Below are 20003 nucleotides of genomic sequence, written 5' to 3' on the forward strand. Positions count from 1 at the left end.
GGTTATTCTCGTCCAGAAATCTTCGGCGGCGCCGGCGTCGCCGCATCATAGTGGCGAACGCCGATTCTTCAAGTTGCCCACCTGCCTGTGGGCGATGAACGGCAGCGGGCCGCTGAACAGTCAACCTTTGTTCGGGGCCGCTGCGCCGCTCATCCCTTCTTGAACGCCAGCTCACCATCCTCGACGGTGACGAGCACCCGCGAGCCAGGACCGAACTCGCCGCGCAGAATCCGCTGAGCCAGCGGGTTCTCCAGCTGCTGCTGAATGGCGCGCTTCAACGGACGAGCGCCATACACGGGATCGAAGCCGGCTTCGGCCAGCCGATCGGTGGCCGCTTCATCCAGCACCAGCTCGATATCCCGATCGCGGAGCCGGCGCCGCAGATAGCCCAGCTGAATGTCCACGATGGCGCGCAGCTGATTGCGGCCGAGCGGATGGAACACCACCAGGTCGTCGACACGGTTGATGAACTCGGGCCGGAAGTGCTGCTGCACGATCTCCAGCACGGCGCTCTTCATCTTGGCGTAGTTGGCCTCGCCGCTGAGCTCCTGGATGACGTGCGAGCCTAGGTTCGACGTCATGATGATGACGGTGTTACGGAAATCGACCGTGCGCCCCTGGCCGTCGGTGAGGCGGCCATCGTCCAGGACCTGCAACAGGACGTTGAACACGTCCGGATGCGCCTTCTCCACTTCGTCCAGCAGCAACACCGAATACGGCCGGCGGCGCACCGCTTCGGTGAGATAGCCACCCTCCTCGTAGCCGACATAGCCCGGAGGGGCGCCGATGAGCCGGGCCACGGAGTGTTTCTCCATGAACTCCGACATGTCGATGCGGACCATGGCCTCTTCGGTGTCGAACAGGAACTCGGCCAGCGCCTTGCTCAACTCGGTCTTGCCGACGCCGGTCGGGCCGAGGAACAGGAACGAGCCGTTGGGCCGGTTGGGGTCGGACAGCCCGGCACGCGAGCGGCGGATCGCATCGGATACCGCGGACACCGCCTCGGCCTGGCCGACGACCCGCTTGCCCAGCTGTTCTTCCATACGCAGCAGCTTTTCTTTCTCGCCTTCGAGCATCTTGGAGACGGGAATGCCGGTCCACTTGGACACGACATCGGCGATCTCCTCGTCGGTCACCTTGTTTCGCAGCAGCTTGTTCTGCTCCTGCTGCTGCTCGGCGGCCGTGGCCTGCGCGAGCCGGCGCTCCAGCTCGGGAATGCGGCCATAGGCAAGCTCGGACATGCGCGCCAGGTCCTGCGCGCGGCGCGCCGTCTCGAGCTCGGTCTTGGTGCGTTCCAGCTCTTCCTTGATACCGGCAGCGCTTTGCACCGAGGCTTTCTCGGCCTTCCACACTTCCTCCAGATCGGAATATTCCTTTTCCAACGTGGCGAGCTGCTCCTCCAGCGCGCTCAGGCGCTTCTTGGAAGCCTCGTCGGTTTCTTTCTTCAGCGCCTCGCGCTCGATCTTCAGCTGGATGATGCGACGCTCGAGGCGGTCCATGACCTCGGGCTTGGAATCGATCTCCATGCGGATGCGCGAACCGGCCTCGTCGATCAGGTCGATGGCCTTGTCCGGCAGCTGACGATCGGTGATGTAACGATGGGACAGCGTGGCGGCGGCGACGATGGCCGGATCGGTGATCTCCACGCCGTGGTGAACTTCGTAACGCTCCTTCAAGCCACGCAGAATGGCGATGGTGTCCTCCACCGAAGGTTCGTTCACGAGCACCTTCTGGAAACGGCGCTCCAACGCGGCGTCCTTCTCGATGTACTTGCGATATTCATCCAGCGTGGTGGCGCCCACGCAATGCAGCTCGCCGCGCGCCAGCGCGGGCTTGAGCATGTTGCCTGCATCCATGGCGCCTTCGGCTTTGCCGGCGCCAACCATGGTGTGCAACTCATCGATAAACAGGATGACGCGGCCTTCCTGCTTGGCGAGATCGTTGAGCACGGCCTTCAGCCGCTCCTCGAACTCACCACGGAATTTCGCACCCGCGATCAACGCGCCCATGTCGAGCGCGAGGATGCGCTTGCCGCGCAACCCTTCGGGCACTTCGCCATTGACGATACGCTGCGCCAGGCCCTCGACGATGGCGGTCTTGCCGACACCGGGCTCGCCGATCAGCACCGGATTGTTCTTGGTTCGCCGCTGCAGCACCTGCACGGTGCGGCGGATCTCGTCGTCGCGGCCGATCACCGGATCGAGCTTGCCCTGCTCGGCGCGCTCGGTCAGATCGACCGTGTACTTCTCCAGCGCCTGGCGGCTCTCTTCGGCGTTGGCGTCGTTCACTTTCTCGCCGCCGCGCATGTCGTCGATCGCCTGCTCGATGGAGCCTTTCACGGCGCCGGCATTTCGCAGCAGCGTGCCGATCTGGCCTTTGTCCTCGAGCGCGGCCAGCACGAACAGCTCGCTGGCGATGAACTGGTCGTCGCGCTTCTGCGCGAGCTTGTCCATCACGTTCAACAGGCGGCCAAGATCGTTGGATATGTGCACTTCGCCGGCGTTGCCTTCGACCTTGGGCAGCCGATCCAGCGCCTCGCCCAGCTGCGAACGCAGCAGGTTGACCTTGACGCCCGCCTTGTCGAGCAAGTGGCGCACGGTACCGCCCTGCTGGTCGAGCAGCGCTACGAGCACGTGCGCCGGGTCGATGTACTGGTTGTCACGGCCCACGGCCAGGGACTGGGCATCGGCCAGCGCCTGCTGGAATTTGCTGGTGAATTTGTCCATTCGCATGTGAATTCTTCCCCCGGCGCAACTTGGGGCAGGCGCCGTTACTTGCCAGCGATCTGGGGTGAAAGGTAGGAAAATTCAACCGCTTTTCCGAACCGAAAGCGATCCGGGCTACCGGCGATAGACGCGACGCTCGCCGGGGCGGTTCCGGCCGGCCGCCGGGCTAGTGCGCCAGGCTATGGCTGATGGAGATCACCGCCACGCCCAGCACGATGAACCCCAGCTGCCAGGCCCCCGAGCCCGGATCGACCTTGCGGTGCAAGCCCGGGATCAGGTCGGCGACCGCAATGTAGAGAAAGCTCGATGCCGCGATGGCAATGACGTAGGGCAGCACTCCCTGGACCTGCGCCATGGCGAAGTAGGCCGCCACGCCGCCCAGCACCGAGGTGATGCTGGTGAGCAGGTTGAGCGTGAGGGCCTTCAGCCGGCCCATGCCGCCGTTGAGCAGAATGGCCAGGTCGCCGACCTCCTGCGGGATCTCGTGCGCGCACACCGCGATGGCCGTCACCACGCCCAGGTGCACATCGGTCATGAAGGCGGCGGCGATCAGCACGCCGTCCAACACGTTGTGGAAGCCATCGCCGATCAGGATCAGCATGGCGGAGGCATGGTCGCGGCCGCGCTCGTGCTTGTGAGCATGATGATGGTTGTGGCCGGCATGCACGTGCAGCGCATGCGCATGGATAGGAGCATGGCTGTGCGCGTGCGGCTCCGGGTTCAGGTGCACTTCGCACACGTCCTCATGGCAGTGCCGCCATAGCACCATCTTTTCCAGCACGAAGAACAGCAGCAGCCCGGCCAGCAAGGTCAGCCCGATCTCGTGCGTCCGGGAGATGCCAGCCGATTGGATGGCATGCGGCAGCAGGCCGAGCAGCGCCGCGCTCAACAACGCGCCGGTCGCAAAGCTCACCAGATGCGGCAGCACGCGCGTCCGGACCTGGTCCGAGACGGCCAGGAACAGCGAGGCGGCCAACGCGCTCAGCATGCCGCCGAGGGCCGTGAATAGAACAATCCAGCTGAGCAGATGCATGTCTTCAGGGATTCGTCGCCGCTCGAGTGCCTGGTCAGCAGGCAATCGCGGCGGCGCTAACGGTTGGCTCTGTTGGTATGCAGGTCAGCGTAGCATGCGTGTCAATAGTCACGAATGGGCCGTCCATGAAGCCGGGCCATCTGTGGCGGCGCCTATCGGTCGAGCCACACGAGCGTTGCCATACGGCCCGTGCGGCTCTCGCGACGATACGAAAAGAAACGTTTGTTATCGGCACAGCACCGGTAGCCGCCGCCGTAGACCGCAGTGACACCCAGCCTCGCCAGCTCATTGCGAGCCAATTGATACAAATCCGCCTGCCAACGTCCACGCGCGTTGCTCTGGAACGCCGCGGCATTGTCGGCACCGAGCTTCAGGAATCGTTCGCGCACTTCCTCGCCGACTTCGAATGCTTCCTGCTCGATGGCGGGCCCGAGCCAAGCCATCAACTGATCCGGCGGCACATCCAGCGCTCGAATGGTCTCACCCAGGACGCCACCTGCGAGCCCACGCCAACCGGCATGTGCCGCGGCAACGCCAGTGCCCTGTCGATCGCAAAACAGAACGGGCAAACAATCGGCGGTCATGACGACGCAAACCGCGCCCGGGCCCGTCGCGAAAGACGCGTCGGCCGTCGGCGGTTCCGCGGAACGCGGACCGGCAACAGCGGTAACGACATTGACGCCATGAACCTGATTCAGCCACGTGGGCTCGCTTGGTAGCTCGAGCGCGGCCGCGAGCAAGCGACGATTCTCGGCCACCGCGGCGGGATCATCACCAACATGAGTGCCGAGATTGAGGCTCGCAAACGGCCCTTTGCTCACTCCACCCGTGCGCAGTGTCGCCGCCGCTTTGACGCGCGGCGGAGCTGGCCAATCAGGTGTGAGCCACTCGGGCATGTCAGCTCTTTCGGGCCGACGCCGCATCACGCGCCAACACGGCCAGCAGCTCCTGCATGTCGGCAGGCAGCGCTGCTTCGTTCTCCACCGGCTTGCCGGTTATCGGATGCTCGAAAGCCAGGCGAGCCGCATGCAAAGCCTGGCGTTTGAAGCCGCGCAATGCTTCGATCAACTCAGGCGCGGCCCCTTTGGGAAGCAACATGCGTCCGCCGTAGACCCGATCGCCCACCAATGGATAGTGGATGTGCATCATGTGCACGCGAATCTGGTGCGTGCGCCCCGATTCGAGCTTGAGCCTCACATGCGTGTGACCGCGAAAGCGTTGCACGACGCGATAGTGCGTGACGGCGTCACGGCCATCTTCCCGGACCGCCATCTTCAATCGATCCACCGGATGACGACCTATCGGCGCATCGACCATCCCTCCGCCGGTCATGACGCCAACGCAAACGGCCTCGTATTCGCGTTCGACTTCTCGCGCCTCGATGGCACGAACCAACGCCGTATGCGCTTCGATGGTACGAGCCACGACCATCAGGCCGCTGGTGTCCTTATCCAGCCGGTGGACGATGCCTGCCCGCGGCACCTGCGCCAGGTTGGCGTCGAAATGCAGCAGCGCATTCTGCAACGTGCCGGCGGCGTTGCCGGCGCCTGGATGAACGACCAGCCCGGCGGGCTTGTTGATCACCAGCACGTGCGGGTCCTGGTAGACGATGTTCAGGGCGATCTGCTCGGGCTCGACGTTCACGGCATCGGGCAGGGTGGCCCGGATCTCGACGTGCTCGCCGCCCAGCACCTTGTCCTTGGGGCGTAGCTGCGCCCCGTTCACCAGCACCTGGCCGGCATCGATCCACTCCTTGATGCGGGTCCGGGAATAGCCCTCGAGCAGCTCCGCCAGCACCTGGTCGAGGCGCTGGCCGGCGTGATCGAACGGAACGGTCAGCTGGTGATGGACGGCTTGGGGCATTCTGGAAGGAACTAATGAGCGAAAAAGGGGACAGATTCAAAATCTGTCCCGCCACGGTGGCTAAAACTGTCCCCCGCGGCGGCGGTAAGACATTAAGATCTGTCCCCCGGCCACGGCGGTCAACCGCCGGGCACGAGTACTAGAATCGCTTGCAAAGGGCCTGAATTCTCGCATGCGGATCCTCTTCCTGACCACGGCAGCGCTGCTGGCGCTGAACCTTTCCGGCTGCGGCAACAAATCACGCGAGCAGATCGGCAACGCCGACCGCCTGTACGAGATGGCCAAGCGGGCCTCGGATAACGGCAATTATCGCGACGCCACGCAGTACTACGAGCAGCTCGAGGCGCGCTTTCCGTTCACCAACGCCGCCCGCCAGGGGCAGCTGGACCTGATGTACGCCTACTACAAGAACCGCGAGCCGGAAGCGGCCATCGACCAGGCGGACCAGTTCATCCGCGAGAATCCGGCCCATCCGCGCGTCGATTACGCCTACTACATCAAGGGCCTGGTGCAGTTCGAGCGCAACCCGAACTTCCTGGAACGCTGGTTCAAGGCCGACCTGTCGCAGCGGCCGCCCATCGACGCCCGCAAGTCGTTCCAGTCCTTCCAGACCCTGGTGGAGCGTTTCCCGAACAGCGAATACGCCGAGGATGCTCGCCAGCGCATGATCTTCCTGCGCAACCGCCTTGCGGCGTACGAGGTCTACGTGGCCGGCCATTACCTGGAGCGCGGTGCCTATGTGGGCGCCATCAACCGCGCCAAGTACACCATCGAGAACTACGACGGCTCGCCGCAGATTCGCCAGGCCCTGCTCATCATGGCCGAGTCATACCGCCGCCTGGGAATGAACGACCTCGCCGCGGACACCGAGAAAGTACTGGCCGAGAACTATGCCAGCCTGAACCAGCCGCAGGCCGAGCCGGAAGACAAGAAAGATCACTGGTGGAAGTTCTGGTGAGAGAAAGTGGCTGGCGGTTAGCGGTGAACCAACCACTAACCGCCAACGCTAACCGCTTTCCCTGGCCTTGTAGCCCGACGTGATCGGGTAGCGCCAGTCGCGACCGAACGCGCGGTCGCTGATCCTCACGCCCGGCGGAGCCTGGCGGCGCTTGTATTCGTTGCGCTTCACCATCTCGAGCACGCGGCCCACCGTGGCACGATCGAAGCCGCGCGCGGCGATCTCGTCCACTGACAGATTGTCTTCGATGAACAGCTCGAGAATGGCGTCGAGCACTTCGTACTCGGGCAGTGAATCCGAGTCTTTCTGGTCGTGACGCAACTCCGCCGACGGCGGCCGCTCGATGACGCGCTCAGGGATCACGCGCCCGATCGAGTTGCGGTACCGCGCCAGCCTGTACACCAGCATCTTGCTGCAGTCTTTGATGGGCGCGAAGCCGCCGGCCATGTCGCCGTATAAGGTGGCGTAGCCCACGGCCATTTCGCTCTTGTTGCCCGTGGTCAGGACCATCCGGCCGGTCTTGTTCGAAATCGCCATCAGCAACAGGCCACGGCTGCGGGCCTGGATGTTTTCCTCCGTGGTGTCCGCCTGGCGACCCGCGAAAACATCCTTGAGCGCGTCGAGCGCCGCGGCAAACATGCCCTCGATGGAAATCACGTCGTAGCGAACGCCCAGGATTTTCGCCTCGGCCGCGGCATCATCGAGACTCCATTGGGACGTATAGCGCGACGGCATCATCACGGCATGCACGCGCTCGGCCCCGAGCGCGTCAACCGCGATCGCCAGCGTCAGCGCCGAATCGATGCCACCAGACAATCCCAGCACGATACCGGGAAACCGATGTTTGTTGACGTAGTCGCGCACACCGAGCACAAGTGCGTTGTACACGCTCGCCTCTTCCGACAAAGGCGGCTCGATATGTCCCGGGCGCGGGACTGCGCGGCCATCGACCAGGTCCACGTCGACAGCAAACAAGCCCTCGACGAACGCCGTGACACGCTGAGTCACTTCGCCGCTGGCGTTCATCACGAACGATCCGCCGTCGAACACCAACTCGTCCTGGCCGCCGAGCAGATTCACATAAACAACCGGCAAGCCCGTATCTTTCACGCGCGCACGCACCACAGCTTCGCGCCGTTCCTGATAGAGCATCGAATAAGGCGAGCCGTTGATGACGACGATGAGCTGCGCGCCATTGGCCTTGGCGGCGCGAGCGGGATTCGGCTCCCAGATGTCTTCGCAGATCAGCAACGCGATGCGGATACCTTTCAGCTCGAAGATGCAGGTATCGCGGCCGTGTTCGAAATAGCGCTTCTCGTCGAAGACGCTGTAGTTCGGCAGCTCCTGCTTGCGATAGTTGGCCACCATCGCACCGTCTCGCAGCACTGCCGCAGCGTTGTAGATGCCTTCCTCGGCATACTCGGGATAGCCCGCGACAACTGTAATACCGCTGGTTTCAGTGCGGACCCGGTCGAGCGCGGTCTTCACCTGCCGCCGCAGGCCGTTGTGAAACAACAGGTCTTCCGGCGGATACCCGCTCAGGCCCAGCTCGGGAAACAAGACCAGGTCGGCACGAATATCGTCCCGCGCCTGCGCGGCGACATCGATCACTCGCTGCGCGTTGCCAGCGACATCGCCGACGAACAGGTTGAGCTGGGCGAGCGCGATGCGGAGAGAGGCGGACATGGCCGGATGATAGCGCTTGCGGAAAAGATCAATCGGCGGGGAGGAATCGACGATTGGGCGCTCACGGCGGCCAGGCAGCCGCCGTGAGCATGACTTGGGTTACTTCTTGCGAGCCGGGGCCTTCTTGGCCGGCGCCTTTTTCGCCGGAGCCTGCTTGCCGGCAGCCTTCTTTACGGGTGCCTTCTTTGCGGGCGCCTTCTTGGCCGCGGCCTTCTTGGTGGCCGGCCCCTTCTTCGCGGCAGCGGCGGCCTTCACCGGCTTCTTGCCAACGGGCTTCTTGCCAACGGGCTTCTTCGCGGCCGGAGCCGCCTTGGCGGCCGGCTTCTTGGCAGGCAACGACACGACCTTGCTCTTGCGGCCGGCCTTGCTCAGCTGCTCCGTGATCGCCTTGCCGAGATCGGCCGGGCTCTTCACGGTGCGCACACCGGCGCGTTCCAGCGCCGCGAACTTGTCCGCGGCCGTGCCCTTGCCGCCGGAAACGATGGCGCCAGCGTGGCCCATGCGCTTGCCCGGAGGCGCGGTCACGCCGGCGATGTATGCGACCACCGGCTTGGAAACATTCTCGCGAATGAACTCGGCAGCCGCCTCTTCATCGGCACCGCCGATCTCGCCCACCATGATGATGCCTTCGGTCTTCGGGTCTTCCTCGAAGCGCGCCAGCACGTCGATGAAGTTCATGCCGCGCACCGGGTCGCCGCCGATGCCGACGCAGGTGCTCTGGCCGAGCTTGGCGTTGGTGGTCTGGAACACCGCTTCGTAGGTCAGCGTGCCGGAGCGCGACACGATGCCGACCTTGCCCGGCTTGTGGATGAAGCCCGGCATGATGCCGATCTTGCACTCGCCCGGCGTGATGATGCCGGGGCAATTCGGGCCGATCAGCAGGCTGCCGTAAGAGGCCAGCGAGGCCTTCACCTTCACCATGTCGTTCACCGGAATGCCTTCGGTGATGCACACGATGAGCTCGATGCCGGCGTCGGCCGCTTCGATGATCGCATCGGCCGCAAACGGCGCCGGCACGTAGATCATGCTGACGGTCGCACCGGTTTCACGCACCGCTTCGCGCGTAGTGTTGAACACCGGCAGGTTCAGATGTTTTTCGCCGCCGCGGCCCGGCGTGACACCGCCGACCAGCTTGGTGCCGTAAGCAATGCATTGCTCGGAATGAAACGTGCCCTGCTTGCCGGTAAAGCCCTGGCAGATCACGCGCGTGTTCTTGTTGACGAGGATTGACATGGTAGTGCTGATATCTGTTGGCGGTTGTACGTAAGCGCTCGGCGGTCAGCCTTTGGCGGCGGCGACCACTTTCTTGGCCGCGTCCGTCAGGTCGCTGGCCGGCGTGATCGCCAACCCGCTGTCGGCCAGGATCTTACGGCCCAGCTCCGCGTTCGTGCCTTCGATGCGCACCACTACCGGCACGCTCACGCCCACGTCCTTCACCGCATGAATGATGCCTTCGGCGATCATGTCGCAGCGGACGATGCCGCCGAAGATGTTCACCAGAATGGCGCGCACGTTCTTGTTCGAAAGAATCAGGTTGAACGCTTCGGTGACGCGCTCGCGCGTCGCGCCGCCGCCCACGTCGAGGAAGTTGGCCGGCGAGCCGCCGTGCAACTGGATCAAGTCCATGGTCGCCATGGCGAGGCCGGCGCCGTTCACCATGCACGCGATATCGCCGTCGAGCGACACGTAGTTCAGCTCGTGCTCGGCGGCGGCACGCTCCATCGCGTCTTCCTGGCTGGTATCGCGCCACCTGGCGAGCTCCTTCTGACGGAACAGCGCGTTGTCCTCGATGTTGATCTTGGCATCGAGCGCCACGAGCTTGCCTTCGCCGGTGACGATCAGCGGATTGACCTCGAGCAGGCTGCAGTCCTTTTCCAGGTACAGCTTGTACAGCGCTTGCGCCAGCTTGCCGAACTCGGCGATCTGATCGCCTTCGAGCTCCAGGCCATAGGCGAGCGCGCGGGCATGCGAGGGCTGCAGGCCGGTCGCCGGATGGATGTCCACGCGAATGATCTTCTCCGGCGTGTGCTCCGCGACTTCCTCGATGTCCATGCCGCCGGCGGCGGACGCGATGAAGGCGATGTGGCCCTTGTCACGGTTGAGCACCAGGCTCAAGTACAGCTCGCGCGCGATCTTCGAGCCCTGTTCGACGTACACTTGGCGAATCGGCAGGCCCTCGGGGCCGGTCTGGTGCGTGACCAGGCGCTGGCCGATCATGGCCTCGGCCGCCTTATCCGCCGCTTCCGGGGAATCAACCAGCTTGACGCCGCCGGCCTTGCCGCGGCCACCGGCGTGGACCTGTGCCTTGACGACCCATTTCGATCCGCCGAGCTGGCGAGCAGCCTCGGCCGCCTCGCTGCCCGTGGCAGCGACAAGACCTTTCGGGACCGGGATACCGTAACTGGCAAACAATTCTTTGGACTGGTATTCGTGCAGGTTCATGGGGCTGGCTGAATCCGGCTCTGGGTAAAAAGCGACAGTCTAAAATAACGACGGTCAAAGGCCGCGTATTCTGGAGGAATTCGGCCTCGATGCAAAGGCGAACGCAGGAAATATCGAAGTGCCCTCGTTGAAAGCAGCTGAACCGGCGTTGGAATCATCGCGCGATGCTGCGTCTCAGACGCAGTCCGCGGAGCCGTCCTCGCCGGGCTCGGAGCCGCAATCCGCGCATGCGCCGCCCTGGGGTTCCTCGACCGAGCTCGCCTGGCGCGTGCTGGCGCTGGTCAATCTGTTTCGCTTGCTGGTCCCGTTGCTGTTGATGGTGCTGTTCTGGACGCTCAGTCCGCGGCTGGTCGGGCGGACGCAGCCGGAACTGTTCATCATCACCAGCGTCGCGTACTTCCTGTTCGCGGCGCTCTCGATACAAAGCTTGAAGCGGCGCTGGCCGGATCGCCTGGTGCAGACGGCGTTCAATGTCGGCGTCGACGTGCTCGCGATCTCGCTGCTCACCTATTCGAGCGGTGGCATGAACAGTGGCCTCGGCGCGCTGCTGGTGCTGCCTATCGGTGCGGCGAGCTTTGTCGTGGGGCAACGACTCGCGCTGATGTTCGCTGCCGTCGCGGCCATCGCGCTTTTGTTACAGCAAGCCTTCGCGACGCTGGCCTCCGGCACCAGCTCGGGGGATTTCGCCTCCGCCGGCATCGTTGGCGCGTTGATGTTCATCGTCACCTTGGGCGTGGCGCCGCTGGCTCGCAACTTGCGTGAAAGCGAAGAGCGCGTGCGCCAGCGCGAAGTCGATGTGGCCAACCTGGCCGAGCTCAATCAATTCATCGTGCAGCACCTGCGTGAGAGTATTCTGGTCGTGGATGACCAGGACGTGATTCGGCTGATCAACGAGTCGGCCGCATCGATGCTGCATGGGAATCCGGTGGCGGCGGGGACGCCGCTCGGCGATGTGTCGCCGCGGCTGCTCTATCTGCTGGATACCTGGCGTCGTCACTCTTATGACTGGCAGCTGAGCTCGCTGTCGCTGATGACTTGGGATGGCAGCAGCCTCGTGCAGCCGCACTTCGTGTCCTTGCGCAGCGGCGGCGGTGGCGGACCGACACTGATCTTCCTCGAAGACACCACGCTCATCGCCGAGCGCGTGCAGCAGTCGAAGCTCGCCGCACTCGGGCGCCTGAGCGCCAGCATCGCTCACGAGATTCGCAATCCGGTGGGCGCGATGAGCCATGCCGCGCAGCTCCTGGCCGAGGCTCCGCACCTCACGCCGCAGGAGCGGCGCCTGACCGACATCGTCACCAAGAACGGCGAGCGGGTCAGCTCCATCATCAACAACATCCTACAGCTGTCGCGGCGCGACTCGACGCGCCAGGAGCGCATCGAGCTCAACGGCTGGCTGGAAGACTTCGTGGGCGAATTCCGGCAGACCGCGCAGATCGACGCCACCAAGCTGTACATCACCACCTCGGCCCCGGAGCTGGATGTGCGGGTCGATCCGTCCCACCTGCATCAGCTTATGTGGAATTTGTGCGAGAACGCACTGAAGTACGGCCGCAACTTCGATTCCAATGACGCGATCGAGATCCGCACCGGCCGCATCGCCACCTCGGACCGGCCCATGCTGGAGGTGCTGGATCGCGGCCCCGGCATTCCGCAGCCCGATGCCGAGCGCATTTTCGAGCCGTTTTTCACGGCCGGCAAAGGCGGCACCGGACTCGGACTGTTCATCGCCAGGGAATTGGCCCAGTGCAACCGCGCTGTGTTGATTTATGAGCCCCGTCAGGGGGGTGGTAGTATTTTTCGTCTCGTGTTCGCCGATCCACAACGTTGGGAAACACAGTGAAGAAGCCCCGCGCGCTCGTCGTGGACGACGAGCCCGACATCCGCGAGCTGCTGGGTATCACGCTCGAGAGAATGAACCTCGAAGTGACCACGGCCGACACGATTGCCGCAGCCACGCGCGAGCTGCGCGCCAATCCTTTCGATCTTTGTCTCACCGACATGCGCCTGCCGGATGGCGATGGCCTCGGCCTGGTCGAGTGGATCCAGACCCACAAGCCGCAAACACCGGTCGCTGTCATCACCGCGCACGGCAATGTCGAGACGGCGGTGCGCGCGCTCAAACTCGGCGCGTTCGATTTCATTTCCAAGCCGCTGGACGTGGCTGCGTTGCGCAAGCTGATTGGCGCCACTCTCAAGCTGGGCGAATCCATCGAGAGCACGATGCAGTTGCCGCAGGTAAAACTGCTCGGCCGCTCGCGAACCATGGAGCAGTTGCGCGAAATGATCGAGCGCGTCGCTCGCAGCCAGGCGCCAGTGCACATCTACGGCGAATCGGGCACGGGCAAGGAACTGGTCGCGCACTTGATTCACGAAGCGGGACCGCGTCGCGAGGGGCCGTTCGTGCCCGTGAACTGCGGCGCCATTCCCAATGAGTTGATGGAAAGCGAGCTGTTCGGCCATCGCAAGGGCAGTTTCACCGGCGCGGTGTCCGACAAGCAGGGCCTCATTCAATCCGCCGAGGGCGGTACGCTGTTCCTGGACGAAATCGCCGACCTGCCGTTGCACATGCAGGTGAAGTTGTTGCGCGTCATCCAGGAGAAAAGCGTGCGGCCCGTGGGCGATTCGCGTGAGCAGCCGATCGATGTGCGCATTCTGTCGGCGACGCACAAGAACCTTGCCGCGCTGGTCGCTGAAGGCAAATTCCGCGAGGACTTGTTCTATCGCGTGAACGTCATCGAGATTCGCGTGCCGCCGCTGCGCGAGCGCCTGGAAGACATCGATGAGCTGGTCGATGCCATCATCAGCCGCCTCGGCCGGCAGATCGGCAACCGCTCGTTGCGCATCACTGAAGCGGCATCGAAGGCGCTGCGCGAATATCACTTTCCCGGCAATGTGCGCGAACTGGAAAACGTGCTCGAGCGCGCCGCCACGCTATGCGTGAACGGTGTGATCGACCTGGGCGATCTGCAGTTGCGGCCCAAAGTGGCAGCCACCGATGTCCCGATTCCGAACAGCGTCGCACCCGGCGAGCGGCTGGGCGATGCGCTGGAAGACATCGAACGCGACGCCATCGTGCGCGCTCTGGAACAGACGCGTTACAACAAGACCAAGGCGGCGCAACTGCTCGGGATGACGTTCCGGTCGTTGCGGTATCGGATCAAGAAGCTCGGCATCGAGTGAACAGCGCGCTCCGCGGCCATGACATCCACGCCCGCAACAGTGTCGCCCGATGTAACGCAGCGGACCGCCGCCGCGAATATCGCCGCGTTGGCGCCGCGAATCGCAGTGCTGATTCCTTGTTACAACGAGGCCGAAGCGATCGAAGGCGTGGTCAAGGATTTCGCGGCGGCATTGCCCACCGCAACGATCTACGTCTACGATAACAACTCGACCGATGAGACCAAGGCCCGCGCCGCCAGCGCCGGCGCCATCGTTCGCACCGAGACGTTTCAAGGCAAGGGCAATGTCGTTCGCCGCATGTTCGCCGACATCGAAGCCGAAGCGTACGTGCTCGTCGACGGCGATGGCACTTACGATGCCGCGAGCGCGGCAGTCATGGTCGACACGCTGCTTTCCAATTCGCTCGACATGGTCAACGGCGCTCGCGTGCCGGTCTCGTCCGCCGCATTCCGCCCGGGTCACGTGTTCGGCAACAAGCTGCTGACCGGCACTGTCGCGGCGATTTTCGGCAATCGCCTGCGAGACATGCTGTCCGGCTACCGCGTGTTCTCGCGCCGCTTCGTGAAATCGTTCCCTGCGCTTGCCAGCGGCTTCGAAACGGAAACGGAGTTGACCGTGCACGCGCTGGAACTGCGTTTGCCGTTGGCGGAGATTCAGACGCTCTATCGGGATCGTCCGCCAGGGTCCAAGAGCAAGCTCAATACCTTCCGCGACGGCTTTCGGATCCTGCGCACCATCGTCTATCTGGTGAGGGAAGAGCGGCCGATGCAGTTCTTCTCGCTGGTGGCGTTCGTACTGTTCGCCACGTCTTTGTTGCTTGGCTGGCCGGTGGTCGCAACCTTTATCGAGACCGGCCTGGTGCCGCGCCTGCCGACGGCGGTGCTGGCCGTGGGCACAATGATCCTGGCTGCGGTGAGTTTCGTCGCAGGACTGATCCTGGACACGGTGACGCTCAGCCGCCGCGAGATCAAGCGGCTGCACTACCTCGGGCTGCAGGGACCGACATTTCGAGAGCGGCGTCGATCCTCATGAACGCCAAAGCCGACACTGCATCGTCGATGGTGCCGAGCGCGCGCCGGCAACCCACGTTGCACGAGGTGTTGAGCTTTCTTGTGGTAGGCGGTGCTGGCTTCGTCGTCGAGGCCGTCATCCTTACCGGGCTTACGCTGTACGCTCAGTGGTCACCCTGGCAGGCACGAGTTCCGTCATTTCTTACCGCGGTGCTCGTGACCTGGGCGTTGAATCGCCGGCACACGTTCGCCAGTCGTGGCCTGCCCAGCCGATCGACCGAAGCGTTTCTTTATACCGCCATCCAGGGCGGCGGCGCGTTGATCAACCTCGGCATCTTCGGCGTCTGCCTGATGCTCCTGCCAGGGATCTCGCAAGTGCCGGTGGTTCCTCTGGCGATCGGTGCGGTGGGTGGTTTCGCGTTCAACTATCTGCTCAGCAGCAAGTGGCTGTATTCGCGGCTTCGCCCAGGCAGCGCCGGATGATCGACATGCAACAGCAGGCGTACACGGGCGTCGACAACCTGGAAGTGATGCAGGAGGCGGTGAACTACAACCGCTTCCTGCTCGACACCGTGCGCAAATACGCGCCATCCAAGGCAAGGGTGCTGGATTTCGGCGCCGGCAGCGGCCAGTTCGCGATCCCGCTGCGCGATCACGGCTTGGACATCGTCGCTCTCGAACCCGACCTGTCATTGCAACAAACATTGCGGGCCCGAGGTCTGCGCGTCACCGGCACGCCGCACGATCTGCCCGATGCAGGGTTCGACTACATTTATTCGCTCAACGTGCTGGAGCACATCGAGGACGACGCAGGCGCACTGCGCGCGCTGCACTCGAAGCTCACATCCGGCGGCAGGCTGTTGATCTACGTGCCAGCCTTTCCGGTGCTCTACACCAGCATGGATGCGAAGGTTGGCCACGTTCGACGCTATCGCAAGCAAGCGCTGCGCAAGGCGGCTGAAGCTGCCGGCTTTGCAGTCGACCGCGTCTGGTATGTCGATTCGCTCGGTTTTCCCGCCACGCTTGCTTTCAAGCTGTTGGGCAACGACTCCGGCAACGTGAACCGCACGGCGTTGAAGCTATACGATCGCGCGGTATTGCCGCTGAGTCTCGCGCTCGATCTGCTGACCGGACACTGGTTCGGCAAGAACCTGCTGCTGGTGGCTCGCAAGCCCTGACGCCGAGCGATGCAATCAACTACTCGCTGGATCCCGATCGCGATCTGGATGGCTGTCGGCCTGGTCGCGGTCTGCGTCTGCACTCTGACGCTCAGCGCAGCCCGCCTCGGTGCTGAGCAAGATTGCTCTGCCCATGGTTTCGGGGGTTGCATACGCGAAGCTGAACAAGATCGAACGCGAACCCACTACGTGAGCTCCTCGGCTCGATCTGCATAGGGCGAGTGAGAGAGAACGCACTGTCTGCACAGCTCTCGTGAGGCTATTCTGCGCGCGGCCCGCGGGTGGTGATCACACCAAAGACGCGTCTGCCGACACCCGCGCTTCAAGGACTCGCATGATCGCAAAAGCTCGCCTGACTACGTTGTTGCTTTGGCTGGTGGTCGGTGGTGTTGCCGCGCTGTCCGGCGCGCTGACGCGCCCTGCGGCCCACATCGGCGAGGAGTACTTCCCATTCGGCAACGATGGTTTCTATCACGCTGTCCGCATCCTCGATGCGGTGAAGGATCCATCCGCGTTCTACGAGTTCGATCCCAAGATCCACGCGCCCGAAGGCAGCCTGCTGGTCTGGCCTTGGGGTTACGACTACGCGATGGCCAGGATCGTGCGCGCGGCTTCGAATCTCGGCATCGGCGACGATCCGTTGATGATCCTGCTATGGATTCCGGTCGCCGCGACTTTGATCGGCGCCGGCCTGACGATGCTGGTGGCTCGCGCAGCGGGCTTGGGCACCTGGGCGACGGTGCTCGCCGGGCTGTGCATGGCGCTCGGGCCCAGCACTCAGCTGACCTATGGCTTCGGCAAGATCGATCACCACTACGTGGAGCACATCTTCGTACTCGCGTCGCTTGCCGCAGGTCTCAGGTGGTTCCGATCTCCGAGCAGCGCATCCGGAGCCGTACTTGGCAGCATTTTTGGCGTCGCCCTGGCAGTGCATAACGCGCTGTTCGTTCTGTTGCTGCCATTTCTGGGAACCGCGCTGCTGCTGTGGCTGCAGGGCAAGCAATCGCCTCTTCGTCCGAGCGTCGCTTTCGCCGCCGCGCTGGTCCTCACGACATTGGCCGTGCTGTTGCCGTCCGAGCCGTTCCGGCAAGGGCGCTTCGAGTTCTACCTGCTTTCCTGGTTCCACCTCTACATCGTCAGCTGCGCAGGGCTGGTCACAGTGCTGCTGTCGCGCCTGGCGCCGACTCGCCGCAACATGGGATTGATGATCCTGATCGCCACGGCGCTGCTGGCTCCGCTGATCGGCCAGATCATCCATGCTCGATCGTTCGTCAATGGCACGCTCGGCATGCTTGACCAGATCCAGGAAATGCGCTCGCCGCTGCAGGTGCTGAGCCAGGACGGCATTCGCATGCTCAGCATGTTCTACACCGTGCTGGTCCTCGCTGCACCACTGGCGTTCGCTTTTTGCGTGTTGCGGGCCTGGCGGGAGCGCACCAGCCCACGGCTGCTCTTCTGGGCCTGGTGCGTATTCGGACTGGCACTCATGGCCACCCAGATACGCATGCATTACTTCGGCACGTTTGCGCTGTACCTGCCCTGGCTGGTCCTCGTGCAGGAGTGGGCCGAGCGTTGGCCTGAACACGCCAAGCGCACATTGCTGCTCGCCTCGCTGGCGCTGGTACTGGCTTACGCGCCGACCATTCGCCTGCAGCTGGTCGCGCCCGCGCCAAAGAGCGGCGATCCGTGGTTCGCAGCACTGCATCCAATGTTCAAGCCATTGCGGGAACACTGCTCGAAGGATCCGGGCGTGGTACTGGCCGACACGAATGCCGGCCACTACATCCGCTACTTCAGCGACTGCTCCGTGATAGCCAACAACTTCCTGCTGACCGCGCAACAGTTCGACAAGGCGGATGAAGCGCTGCGCCTGCTATCGCTGCCGGCCGAACAGTTGCCCGCTGAAGCCCCGTACGTGAAGTACGTGCTGGTGCGACCAGTCAAGCTGACTGTCACGGAGGCCGGCAATTTCCGCTATGGTGTCTACGGCGGAGATCTGGCGAAGACGCTGCTGCTCACCGCCCCCGGCTCCGTACCGCCGCAGTACCAGCTGCTCTTCACAGTGAAACTTCCGATGCGCATGCCCGGCAGCGACCAGGTCCGGATGGCAACGTACGCCAAGCTCTACAAGGTCATTCGCCCGGAAGCTACGTCTGCGAACGACGTCAGCGAATGACGCGAATTGTCAGTTACTGCCACCGCCTGCTCATGGCCACTTTCGGCCGCTTGTCATAACGAGACCCGATTCTCAGATTAGATCTCGATTAAACAGTAACTTACACGTGCCCGAAGTCTTGGCACGCCACTTGCTGTTCCGGCAATGCCGACGCCTTTGTCGCAGCTTGAATTTGTTCTACCGAGGAGAGATCAAAAATGTCGAAGTCGCAAAAGGGTTTCACCCTGATTGAATTGATGATCGTTGTGGCGATCATCGGCATCCTGGCGGCGATCGCGCTGCCCGCCTATCAGGACTACACCATCCGCTCGAAGGTGTCCGAAGGCATCATCGCCGCGTCGTCGGCCAAAGCCTCGGTGAGCGAAGCCTTCCAGACGGACAGCCTGGCGGGCGTCGCGGCGGCTGCCGATGCCTGGAACAATGAAGTTGCCAACGGCGTGACCGCCAGCAAGTACGTCGAGAACGTCGTGATCGACAACTCCAACGGCGTCATCACCGTCACGTTCGAAGCCAACGCCAACAATGGTCTGCCGATCAACGACATGGACGGCAAGCAGTTGCAGTTCATCCCGAACGTGAATGGCGCGGCGCTGGGCACCGATTCCGTCGGTGCGATCGACTGGGCCTGCGTGTCGGAGACCAACACGACCGCCAGCAACCGCAACCTGGTGGGCACTGCGTTGTCGACCGCGGGCGTGAAGGCCAAGTGGGCCCCCTCCGAGTGCCGTTGATCCTTCGAGGAAAGTTGGCCTCGCGCTGACAAGGAAAAAGGGGGGCGCTGGTCGCCCCCTTTTTTTGGCGTAAAATTCCCACAACAGGTGATTTCACATGCGCCAAGACAAGGGGTTCATGCGTCAAACCAAAGGGTTTACCCTGATCGAGCTGATGATCGTGGTGGCCATCATCGGCATCCTCGCCGCGCTGGCCGTGCCGGCGTATCAGGACTACACCATCCGCGCCAAGATTTCCGAAGGTGTGCTCGGCGCCACTGCGGCGAAAATGCACGTGAGCGAGTCGTACCAGGCCAATTTCGAATCCGGCATCACCAGCGCCATCGCCTCGTGGAACCTCGACAGCACGCGGACCAAGTACGTGCAGAGCGTTGATATCCAGGAGGGCGGTGTCGTGGTCACGACGTTTGCTGCGGATGGCACCAATGGCCTGCCGCTCGAAGCGGAGGGCAAGACCCTGGTGCTGACGCCATCGGTGAATGGCCAGCCGCTCACCAGCGCGATGAACGGAACGCTGGAGTGGGCGTGCACTTCGCAGACCACCGCCACTGCCTCGGGCCGTGGCCTGTACTTCAGCACCGACGTGGTCGGCACCCTGCCTCCCAAGTGGGCGCCCTCGGAGTGCCGCTGAGTTCGCCTATATCTGTAGCAGGGCAGCGCTGCTGCCCTGCCCGAGGTGAGTCCGGTATCTTCGCCAACACCGGCCCCGTCCGTTCAGGCACCGGCTGTGAGATATGTCACGCAGTCCCGGACGCCGGATATGAGACCATCCGGGCAATTTGACAAATACCGCCCCTCCGGGCGGACGGCTCCATGCCCGCCTCGTGGCGGAACGCGTTAACCATCGGCACGCATTCAATGGCTGAGAACGTCTCGATAATCCAACAGCGCCTGGTGCTGCAGGGACTGCCCCAGCGGTTGATCCAGGACGGCCTGGTCGACGAGCAGACCATGACGCAGGCGATGACCGCCGCCAAGGAGGGCGATGGCAACCTGGTTTCGCACCTGGTCACCAAC

The 20003-nt window shown here is 63.4% G+C and carries 15 protein-coding genes and 1 pseudogene; 9 read left to right on the plus strand and 7 right to left on the minus strand.

The genetic code is table 11. The features are described 5' to 3' along the window. Nucleotides 1–149 precede the first annotated feature (149 nt). The 4 genes from clpB to rluD all read right to left on the minus strand — a co-directional run bounded on the left by clpB (nt 150) and on the right by rluD (nt 5622). A complete protein-coding gene (gene clpB, locus VGE08_RS14965; protein WP_349258712.1) occupies nt 150–2726 on the minus strand; it encodes an ATP-dependent chaperone ClpB in 2577 nt (858 codons plus the stop codon). Between the two features lie 166 nt (nt 2727–2892). Continuing rightward, nucleotides 2893–3759, minus strand: coding sequence for a ZIP family metal transporter (locus VGE08_RS14970; RefSeq protein ID WP_331068712.1), 867 nt, complete (start codon nt 3757–3759; stop codon nt 2893–2895). Nucleotides 3760–3911: 152 nt separating this feature from the next. Then, complete coding sequence (gene pgeF, locus VGE08_RS14975) at nt 3912–4655, minus strand: peptidoglycan editing factor PgeF (protein ID WP_331068713.1); 744 nt, start codon at nt 4653–4655, stop codon at nt 3912–3914. Nucleotide 4656: 1 nt separating this feature from the next. Continuing rightward, entirely contained in the window at nt 4657–5622 is a 966-nt protein-coding gene (gene rluD / locus VGE08_RS14980) for a 23S rRNA pseudouridine(1911/1915/1917) synthase RluD (RefSeq protein WP_331068714.1), read from the minus strand. Nucleotides 5623–5794: 172 nt separating this feature from the next. On the opposite strand from rluD, the gene VGE08_RS14985 reads away from it, so the two are divergent. Further along, nucleotides 5795–6580 carry an outer membrane protein assembly factor BamD gene (locus tag VGE08_RS14985; protein ID WP_331068715.1) on the plus strand — a complete coding sequence of 262 codons (786 nt, stop codon included), beginning with the start codon at nt 5795–5797 and terminating at the stop codon, nt 6578–6580. 48 nt (nt 6581–6628) lie between these two features. On the opposite strand, the gene VGE08_RS14990 is transcribed toward VGE08_RS14985, so the two are convergent. The 3 genes and pseudogenes from VGE08_RS14990 to sucC all read right to left on the minus strand — a co-directional run bounded on the left by VGE08_RS14990 (nt 6629) and on the right by sucC (nt 10708). Further along, nucleotides 6629–8266, minus strand: a complete 1638-nt coding sequence (locus VGE08_RS14990) for an NAD+ synthase (RefSeq protein ID WP_331068716.1) — start codon at nt 8264–8266, stop codon at nt 6629–6631. Between the two features lie 369 nt (nt 8267–8635). Then, nucleotides 8636–9499, minus strand: a pseudogene (gene sucD, locus VGE08_RS14995) (succinate--CoA ligase subunit alpha); the annotation flags it as partial. A 45-nt stretch (nt 9500–9544) separates the two neighbouring features. Further along, nucleotides 9545–10708: an ADP-forming succinate--CoA ligase subunit beta gene (gene sucC / locus VGE08_RS15000; protein ID WP_331068717.1), complete on the minus strand. Its 1164-nt coding sequence runs from the start codon at nt 10706–10708 to the stop codon at nt 9545–9547. Nucleotides 10709–10826: 118 nt separating this feature from the next. Between sucC and VGE08_RS15005 the strand changes: the two genes are divergently transcribed. The 8 genes from VGE08_RS15005 to VGE08_RS15040 all read left to right on the plus strand — a co-directional run bounded on the left by VGE08_RS15005 (nt 10827) and on the right by VGE08_RS15040 (nt 19617). Next, nucleotides 10827–12551: a HAMP domain-containing sensor histidine kinase gene (locus VGE08_RS15005; RefSeq protein WP_331068718.1), complete on the plus strand. Its 1725-nt coding sequence runs from the start codon at nt 10827–10829 to the stop codon at nt 12549–12551. Beyond that, complete coding sequence (locus VGE08_RS15010; protein WP_331068719.1) at nt 12548–13891, plus strand: sigma-54 dependent transcriptional regulator; 1344 nt, start codon at nt 12548–12550, stop codon at nt 13889–13891. Before VGE08_RS15005 ends, VGE08_RS15010 begins: the two co-directional genes overlap by 4 nt. A gap of 18 nt (nt 13892–13909) precedes the next feature. Further along, nucleotides 13910–14923, plus strand: a complete 1014-nt coding sequence (locus tag VGE08_RS15015) for a glycosyltransferase (RefSeq protein WP_331068720.1) — start codon at nt 13910–13912, stop codon at nt 14921–14923. After that, complete coding sequence (locus tag VGE08_RS15020; RefSeq protein ID WP_331068721.1) at nt 14920–15384, plus strand: GtrA family protein; 465 nt, start codon at nt 14920–14922, stop codon at nt 15382–15384. The genes VGE08_RS15015 and VGE08_RS15020 overlap by 4 nt, the downstream gene beginning before the upstream one ends. Then, nucleotides 15381–16079, plus strand: coding sequence for a class I SAM-dependent methyltransferase (locus VGE08_RS15025; RefSeq protein ID WP_331068722.1), 699 nt, complete (start codon nt 15381–15383; stop codon nt 16077–16079). Before VGE08_RS15020 ends, VGE08_RS15025 begins: the two co-directional genes overlap by 4 nt. Nucleotides 16080–16413: 334 nt before the next feature. Beyond that, on the plus strand, nt 16414–18255 hold the full coding sequence (locus VGE08_RS15030; RefSeq protein WP_331068723.1) for a hypothetical protein: 1842 nt from the start codon (nt 16414–16416) through the stop codon (nt 18253–18255). Nucleotides 18256–18452: 197 nt separating this feature from the next. Then, nucleotides 18453–18986: a pilin gene (locus tag VGE08_RS15035; RefSeq protein WP_331068724.1), complete on the plus strand. Its 534-nt coding sequence runs from the start codon at nt 18453–18455 to the stop codon at nt 18984–18986. Nucleotides 18987–19083: 97 nt separating this feature from the next. Next, nucleotides 19084–19617, plus strand: coding sequence for a pilin (locus VGE08_RS15040; protein ID WP_331068725.1), 534 nt, complete (start codon nt 19084–19086; stop codon nt 19615–19617). Nucleotides 19618–20003: the final 386 nt, after the last annotated feature.

The sequence above is a fragment of the Steroidobacter sp. genome (assembly GCF_036406195.1).
Lineage (GTDB): Bacteria > Pseudomonadota > Gammaproteobacteria > Steroidobacterales > Steroidobacteraceae > Steroidobacter.

Coding starts and splice junctions, on each gene's coding strand:
- VGE08_RS14985 (WP_331068715.1), top strand. CDS start 5,795: ATGCGGATCCTCTTCCTGACCACGGCAGCGCTGCTGGCGCTGAACCTT.
- pgeF (WP_331068713.1), bottom strand. CDS start 4,655: ATGCCCGAGTGGCTCACACCTGATTGGCCAGCTCCGCCGCGCGTCAAA.
- VGE08_RS15040 (WP_331068725.1), top strand. CDS start 19,084: ATGCGCCAAGACAAGGGGTTCATGCGTCAAACCAAAGGGTTTACCCTG.
- sucC (WP_331068717.1), bottom strand. CDS start 10,708: ATGAACCTGCACGAATACCAGTCCAAAGAATTGTTTGCCAGTTACGGT.
- VGE08_RS15015 (WP_331068720.1), top strand. CDS start 13,910: ATGACATCCACGCCCGCAACAGTGTCGCCCGATGTAACGCAGCGGACC.
- rluD (WP_331068714.1), bottom strand. CDS start 5,622: ATGCCCCAAGCCGTCCATCACCAGCTGACCGTTCCGTTCGATCACGCC.
- VGE08_RS15020 (WP_331068721.1), top strand. CDS start 14,920: ATGAACGCCAAAGCCGACACTGCATCGTCGATGGTGCCGAGCGCGCGC.
- VGE08_RS15035 (WP_331068724.1), top strand. CDS start 18,453: ATGTCGAAGTCGCAAAAGGGTTTCACCCTGATTGAATTGATGATCGTT.
- VGE08_RS15025 (WP_331068722.1), top strand. CDS start 15,381: ATGATCGACATGCAACAGCAGGCGTACACGGGCGTCGACAACCTGGAA.
- clpB (WP_349258712.1), bottom strand. CDS start 2,726: ATGGACAAATTCACCAGCAAATTCCAGCAGGCGCTGGCCGATGCCCAG.
- VGE08_RS14970 (WP_331068712.1), bottom strand. CDS start 3,759: ATGCATCTGCTCAGCTGGATTGTTCTATTCACGGCCCTCGGCGGCATG.
- VGE08_RS14990 (WP_331068716.1), bottom strand. CDS start 8,266: ATGTCCGCCTCTCTCCGCATCGCGCTCGCCCAGCTCAACCTGTTCGTC.
- VGE08_RS15030 (WP_331068723.1), top strand. CDS start 16,414: ATGATCGCAAAAGCTCGCCTGACTACGTTGTTGCTTTGGCTGGTGGTC.